5 protein-coding genes are annotated in these 7437 nt (G+C 59.5%); 1 reads left to right on the forward strand and 4 read right to left on the reverse strand.

The genetic code is table 11. The features are described from left to right. Positions 1 to 58 precede the first annotated feature (58 nt). The 4 genes from ntrC to glnA all read right to left on the reverse strand — a co-directional run bounded on the left by ntrC (position 59) and on the right by glnA (position 4947). The gene (gene ntrC, locus ACFC20_RS15715; RefSeq protein WP_375193829.1) at positions 59 to 1486 is read right to left on the reverse strand and encodes a nitrogen regulation protein NR(I); all 1428 of its coding nucleotides are present in this window, start codon (positions 1484 to 1486) and stop codon (positions 59 to 61) included. Then, entirely contained in the window at positions 1483 to 2577 is a 1095-nt protein-coding gene (gene glnL, locus ACFC20_RS15720; RefSeq protein ID WP_375193831.1) for a nitrogen regulation protein NR(II), read from the reverse strand. The genes ntrC and glnL overlap by 4 nt, the downstream gene beginning before the upstream one ends. Before the next feature lie 253 nt (positions 2578 to 2830). Then, positions 2831 to 3355 carry a DUF4124 domain-containing protein gene (locus tag ACFC20_RS15725; protein WP_375193830.1) on the reverse strand — a complete coding sequence of 175 codons (525 nt, stop codon included), beginning with the start codon at positions 3353 to 3355 and terminating at the stop codon, positions 2831 to 2833. A 188-nt stretch (positions 3356 to 3543) separates the two neighbouring features. Further along, on the reverse strand, positions 3544 to 4947 hold the full coding sequence (glnA, locus tag ACFC20_RS15730) for a glutamate--ammonia ligase (RefSeq protein WP_091992245.1): 1404 nt from the start codon (positions 4945 to 4947) through the stop codon (positions 3544 to 3546). A 572-nt stretch (positions 4948 to 5519) separates the two neighbouring features. On the opposite strand from glnA, the gene typA reads away from it, so the two are divergent. Beyond that, a complete protein-coding gene (gene typA / locus ACFC20_RS15735; RefSeq protein ID WP_375172560.1) occupies positions 5520 to 7331 on the forward strand; it encodes a translational GTPase TypA in 1812 nt (603 codons plus the stop codon). The last annotated feature ends 106 nt before the right edge of the window (positions 7332 to 7437 follow it).

Here is a 7437-nt window from a genome sequence, read left to right on the forward strand (position 1 = left end):
AGGGCAGGACTGCCGTCCTGCCCTGAAGCGTTCGCGAACCCCGGCGGTTCGCCAATCGTCAATCCTCTTCGTGCTCCGGATGATCCATGCCCAGTTCGTTGATTTTCCGGGTCAGGGTATTCCGTCCCCAGCCCAGCAGGATGGAGGCATCCCGGCGGCGGCCGCCGGTGTGTTTAAGAGCGGTCTCGATCATGATCTTCTCGAACTCCGGCACGGCGGTATCGAGGATGCCTCTCTTGCCCCGCTTCAGCTCCTGCTCAGCCCAGTTCTTCAGACCCTCCTGCCAGGTTGTGCCAGTGGTGGGCGTCTCCGCCTGGTGCAGCAGTTCAGGCGGCAGATCATCAATGTGAATCTCGCGGCCGCTGGCCATCACCGTCAGCCAGCGGCAGGTGTTCTCCAGTTGCCGAACGTTGCCTGGCCAGGGAAGGGTCGTCAGGTACTCTTCCGCCTCTTCGCGCAGGATTTTGGGCTCCACCGCAAGTTCCTTGGCCGCCCGCTTCAGGAAATGCTGCATCAGGCGCGGAATGTCTTCCCGGCGCTCGGCCAGTCTGGGCAGATGCACCCGGATGACGTTCAGTCGGTGGAACAGGTCTTCCCGGAAGTTACCGGCCTGTACCAGTTTCTCGAGATCCTGGTGGGTTGCCGCGATGATCCGGACATCCACCTTGATGGGGGTGGTGCCGCCGACCCGGTAGAATTCGCCATCGGCCAGCACGCGCAGCAGCCGGGTCTGGGTATCGGCAGGCATGTCGCCGATCTCGTCCAGGAACAGGGTGCCGCCATTGGCCTGCTCGAAGCGCCCCTGGCGGGCCGCGCCGGCTCCGGTGAAGGCGCCTTTTTCGTGGCCGAAGAGTTCGGATTCAATCAGGTCCTTGGGGATGGCGGCCATGTTCAGGGCGATAAACGGATGGCTCGCCCTGGGGCTGTGGTTGTGCAGTGCCTGGGCCACCAGTTCCTTCCCGGTACCGCTCTCGCCGTTGATCAGCACCGTGATGTTGGAGTGAGAGAGCCGGCCGATGGCCCGGAAGACCTCCTGCATGGCCGGTGCCTCGCCGATGATTTCGGCGCTGCGCTGGGCACTCTCGGCCTGGGGCTCGCCGCTGGCCCGTTTCTCGTGGCTGTGTGCTACGGCCCGCTTGACCAGCGCCACGGCATCGTCCACATCGAAGGGCTTGGGCAGGTACTCGAAGGCGCCGGTCTGGTAACTGGTTACCGCGCTCTCCAGATCGGAATGGGCGGTCATGATGATGACAGGCACATCCGGGTGCACGTCCACGATCTGTGACAACAGGGTGATACCGTCCACGCCCGGCATCCGGATGTCGCTGACAATGGCATCGGGCTGCTCGTGCTCGAGCCGCATCATGATGCTTTCTCCGCTGTCAAAAACGCGGGGCTGCATACCGGCCTGGTTCAGGGCGCGCTCCAGCACCCAGCGAATACTGCGATCGTCGTCAATGATCCAGACGTTTGCCGGTTGGCTCATGGGGTGTCCTCCAGGGGCAGGAAGATGATGAAGTCAGTTCGGCCTGGCTCGCTCTCGCACTCCACCAGTCCGTGGTGTTGTCCGATGATGCTCTGGGTAATGGACAGGCCCAGGCCGGTGCCGCTGGCCCGGCCGCTGATCATCGGATAGAAAATGTTCTGCAGTAGATCCGGCGGAATACCCGGTCCGTTATCAATGACATCCACCCGGCACACCAGCTTGTGGCGGCGGTGACCGATGGTGAACTGGCGCAGCGTCCGGGTCCGGAATGTGATGGTGGGCGGTTCGCTGGCGGTATGGCCGCTCTGGTTCTCGAACGCGGCCTCCATGGCATTACGGGCAATGTTCAGAAATGCCTGGATCAGCTGCTCCTTGTCGCCCCGGAACTCGGGAATGCTGGGGTCGTAGTCGCGGCTGAAATGCAGGCGACCCTTGCTCTCGGCTTCAAGCAGGGTGCCCACTCTCTCCAGTACTTCGTGAATGTTGGTCGGGGCCAGTTTCAGGGCCTTGTTGGGGCCAAGCATGCGGTCGACAAGGCTTCTGAGGCGGTCGGCTTCATCGATGATTACGCGGGTGTATTCGCGCTGGTCCTCACTGCCGAGTTCACGATCCAGCAGCTGGGCCGCGCCGCGAATGCCTCCGAGCGGATTCTTGATCTCGTGGGCCATGCCGCGCACCAGGATGCGGGTGGTTTCCTGCTGGGAAATGATGTCTTCCTCACGGCTGATCCGCATCAGGCGGTCCCGGGGCTGGATTTCAATCAGCAGCTCCGTGGGCTCAAGGCTGATCGGCGTGACAGAGTAGTCGACCGTCAGGCGGGAGCCACTGGTAAGCAGGAATTCAGCCTCACGACGGGTGTATGACTGTCCGTTCCGGACCGCCGCGAGCAGCGTCTTCAGGGCGTCTTCAGATTCCACCAGGATGTCCCGGAAGGGCTGGCCGTGGCTCCGGGTCATGCTGGTTTCAAACAGGCTTTCGGCGGCCGGATTCAGATACTGGATATTGAGATTGTCCTCAAGCACCAGAACAGCCGTGGTAAGGCTGTCCAGAATGCTTTTGTATCCGACTGGAGTGGCCGAAGGCAGAGCCATGCGTGAATCCCGTTGGTTCGACATTAGATGACCTCCGGAGTTTTGCAAAAAGCGAACCACATTGGTGTCGATGGTCGAATGAACGGGCGAAGTGCGGGCATTGGAGCCCATCAGCGCTGAAATGTGCCAAAAGCTGGTGCAGGGAAGGCAAAAAAGAACGACCAGCCCGGGCCAGGCGCCCCGTTGCTGGTCAGAGTATGGCTTGTTTCTGGTGCGTGCGCACCAAAATAGTGCGCATTTGGTGTGAGCGGGATCAGTTGAGGACGGATGGCCGGTGTACGGTGAAGGAGATGGCAGACCCTGTTTTCACCTGAACCCCATTTTCATCAACGATATGAACCCGAGCTTCATGGGTCCCACGAAACACGTTGTTCACCGTGATCGAACCGGAGCTGCTCTGCCCAACAGGCTGGCCATCGAGGGTGACTTCATACTTGTGGCCCGCCTGCAGACCTGGCGTGCTGGTCACTTCGAACTGAATGTCACCGCTGCCACTGTAGAAGGCCTGGTTGTTCTCAGGGTAACTGAAGGACACGCTGTCATAGGCCGCGCCCTCCCTGCGAACTTCTTCCCGCAGCTTGTCGGTTTCCTGAACCGTCTGGGGCTTGGGCAGGGTAATTGTGGTAACCGGTTTGACTTCGACCGCCTCAGAGCCTTCGGACGGTTCGTCGGAGTAGGTGACGTTGCCGTAGGCATCGACGTTGCGATAGACCTCGGCGAATACGGGGGTGGCCAACAAAACGAAGAGGCCGGCAATCAGCCCGGACTTGAGATACATACGCTCACCTTTTATGGGGTTTCCCCGATTATCGGCGGCGCTTTACACCATTTCAACGGCCGGGCCCACGGATGTTCGTTACATATCGTTAAGGGCGGCAGGCTCTGTGGAGTCGCTCACAAAAAAAGCCCCGCACAGGGCGGGGCTTCGATCTGCTGTTCTCTCCGGAGGCACGCTCCGGTGAGCGTTTAGCAGGAGTAGTACAGCTGGAACTCGACCGGGTGGGTGGTCATGTTCAGCTTTTCGACTTCGCCGCGCTTCAGGTCCACGTAGCCCTTGATCATGTCTTCGGTGAATACGCCACCGCGGGTCAGGAACTCGTGGTCTGCTTCCAGGCAGTCCAGGGCCTCGGACAGGGTCTCGGCGACCTTCGGAATGTTCAGTGCTTCTTCCTTCGGCAGGTCGTACAGATCCTTGTCCATGGCATCGCCAGGGTGGATCTTGTTCTGGATGCCGTCGAGGCCAGCCATCATCAGGGCAGCGAAGGCCAGGTACGGGTTCGCGGACGGATCCGGGAAGCGCACCTCGATGCGACGGGCCTTCGGGCTGCTCACGTACGGGATACGGATGGAAGCAGAACGGTTGCGGGCAGAGTAGGCCAGCATAACCGGAGCCTCGAAACCGGGAACCAGACGCTTGTAGCTGTTGGTGGCCGGGTTGGTGAAGGCGTTGATGGCCTTGGCGTGCTTGATCACACCGCCGATGTAGTACAGGGCAGCTTCGCTCAGGCCAGCGTAGCTGTCGCCGGCAAACAGGTTCTTGCCGTCCTTGCTCAGGGACATGTGTACGTGCATACCGGAGCCGTTGTCACCAACTACCGGCTTGGGCATGAAGGTGGCGGTCTTGCCGTAGGCGTGTGCCACGTTGTGCACGCAGTACTTCAGAATCTGTACTTCGTCGGCCTTGCGGGTCAGGGTGTTGGCACCAACGCCGATTTCACACTGGCCGGCAGTTCCCACTTCGTGGTGGTGTACTTCAATTTCCAGGCCCATGGACTCCATGGCGGCACACATCGCGCCACGCAGGTCGTGCAGGCTGTCAACCGGCGGAACCGGGAAGTAACCGCCTTTAACGCCCGGACGGTGACCGATGTTGTTGCGGTCGAAGTCTTCGCCGGATACCCAGGCTGCTTCCTCGGAGTGGATGTGGTAAGAGGCACCCTGCATGTCGACGTTCCACTTCACGGAGTCGAACACGAAGAACTCGGGCTCAGGGCCGAACAGAGCGCCATCGGCGATGCCGGTGGACTTCAGGTATTCCTCGGCGCGACGGGCAACAGAGCGGGGATCACGCTCGTAACCTTGCATGGTGGAGGGCTCAACAATGTTACAGGTGATGTTGACAGTCGTTTCTTCGGTGAACGGGTCCAGCACAGAGGTCTCGTCGTCCGGCATCAGGATCATGTCGGATTCGTTGATGCCTTTCCAGCCGGCGATGGAGGAACCGTCGAACATCTTGCCGTCGGTGAAAAAGTCCTCGTCCACTTCGGTGGCGGGCAGGGTCACGTGCTGCTCTTTACCACGGCTGTCGGTGAAGCGCAGATCAACCCATTTGACTTCGTGTTCTTTGATCAAATCAACTGTCTTGGACATTGTGCATGCTCCGTTAGTTATACCGCACAGGCGGCTGCATTCATGTTCGTGGTGCCGGATCGCCCGCCCTTGCGGGTTCCGATCGGTTTCTCAGGTTTGCGCAGCTTAGCAAATGCCAGTGACACTTACCTGCAAATTTCGGCTGATTTCGGTAAAGCAAGGTGCTTGCCAATTTTTGGGGCGTGCTCCAGAAAAGCGCAACTGCGAGGGTTTGGGGCATGGCGCCGGCGGCGAGCCAGAGTCAACTGCGTCTTACGCACCAAATCAGTGCACTAACATGGTGCATTTATTGGCGGAGTGCATCAAAAGAGTGCGGGGCGCCCGGCGTGGCAAGTTGAGTAAAGAATAGGCGTTTTTCTTCATATTAACGACACCGACTTTTCGATATACTGCGCGCCGCTTCATTTTCACCCTGCCTTTTTCAGATCCCGGATCGAAAAGCTCCGTGCAGGGCGCCGGGCAGTCAGTTCCGGTGAATGAATTCATTTTACGGATTTGAGACGGCATGTGCCGGGGCTTCCCCTGCGAACGACCTTCTCAGGTCATTGAGTGCATGCCGCAGGATACTTTTTGTGATTGAGAAACTTCGTAATATCGCCATCATCGCCCACGTCGACCATGGTAAAACCACGCTGGTAGACAAACTGCTTCGCCAGTCCGGTACCCTCGACCGCAAGGAACTTGAAAGCGAACGGGTCATGGACTCGAACGACCAGGAAAAAGAGCGGGGCATTACCATTCTGGCCAAGAACACCGCCCTGAAGTGGAACGGGTATGACATCAACATTGTGGATACCCCGGGACACGCGGACTTCGGTGGTGAAGTTGAGCGGGTGATGAGCATGGTGGATTGCGTGCTGCTGGTGGTGGATTCCATCGACGGCCCCATGCCCCAGACCCGCTTTGTTACCCAGAAGGCGTTTGCGGCCGGCCTGCGGCCGATCGTGGTGGTCAACAAGATCGACCGCCCGGGTGCCCGCCCGGACTGGGTGGTGGATCAGGTGTTTGACCTGTTCGATAACCTGGGTGCCACCGATGAGCAGCTGGACTTTCCGATCGTTTACGCCAGCGCCCTGAACGGTATTGCCGGCGTCGACCATGAAAACCTCGACGACAACATGGACGCCGTGTTCCAGGCGATCGTCGATCACGTGCCGGCACCGAACGTGGACCTGGACGGCCCCTTCCAGATGCAGATTTCCCAGCTGGATTACAGCAGCTTCCTGGGTGTGATCGGCATCGGTCGTATCATGCGGGGCAAGATCAAGACCAATTCCCCGGTGACTGCCATTGGCGCCAACGGCAAGAAGCGCAACGGCCGAATTCTGAAGATAATGGGCCATTTCGGTTTGCAGCGGGTTGAAGTGGAGGAAGCCCAGGCGGGTGACATCGTTTGCGTCAGCGGTATGGACGAGCTTTTCATCTCCGACACCCTGTGTGATCCCGCCAACGTAGAAGCTCTGCCGGCCCTGACCGTGGACGAGCCGACCGTGTCGATGACTTTCCAGGTGAATGATTCACCGTTCGCCGGCAAGGAAGGCAAGTACGTCACCAGCCGCAACATCAAGGAGCGGCTCGAGAAAGAGCTGCTGCACAACGTGGCCCTGCGGGTGGAAGAGGGTGACTCTGCCGACAAGTTCAAAGTTTCTGGTCGTGGCGAGCTGCATCTCTCGGTACTCATCGAGAACATGCGCCGCGAGAACTTCGAGCTGGCCGTGGGCCGTCCTGAGGTGGTCATCAAGGAAGTGGATGGCGTCAAGCAGGAGCCCTACGAGAACGTGATCGTGGACATCGAGGAGCAGCACCAGGGCGCTGTGATGGAACAGATGGGCCTGCGCAAGGGCGATCTGACCAACATGGTGCCGGATGGCAAGGGCCGCATGCGGCTGGATTACACCATCCCCGCTCGCGGGTTGATCGGTTTCCGGAACACCTTCCTGACCATGACCTCCGGTACCGGCATTCTCACCTCCACCTTCAGCCATTACGGCCCGATCAAGGTGGGCGATGTCACCAGTCGTCAGAACGGCGTGCTGGTCTCCATGGCAACGGGCACTGCCCTGACTTATTCTCTGGAGACGCTGCAGAGCCGTGGCAAGCTGTTCCTTGAGCCTGGCCAGGAAATCTACGAAGGGCAGCTGTGCGGCATTCACAGTCGCGACAACGACCTGGTCGTTAACCCCACCAAGGCCAAGAAGCTCGACAACATGCGTGCCTCTGGTAAGGATGAGGTGATTGGCCTGGTGCCGCCGATCAAGTACACGCTGGAGCAGGCTCTGGAGTTTATCGATGACGATGAGCTGGTTGAGGTAACCCCGAAATCGATCCGGCTCCGGAAAAAGCTCCTGACCGAAAACGAGCGCAAGCGGGCCAACAAGAAGTAAGGTCTGCACTGTGTCCAGAAGGCCGGATGTGTTCAGCATCCGGCCTTTTTTATGGTGCGCCAGGCATGGCGCGTAGCGCCTTGACGGGCGCTGTTCCGGTACAGGT

Source organism: Marinobacter sp., from assembly GCF_041984545.1.
GTDB lineage: Bacteria > Pseudomonadota > Gammaproteobacteria > Pseudomonadales > Oleiphilaceae > Marinobacter.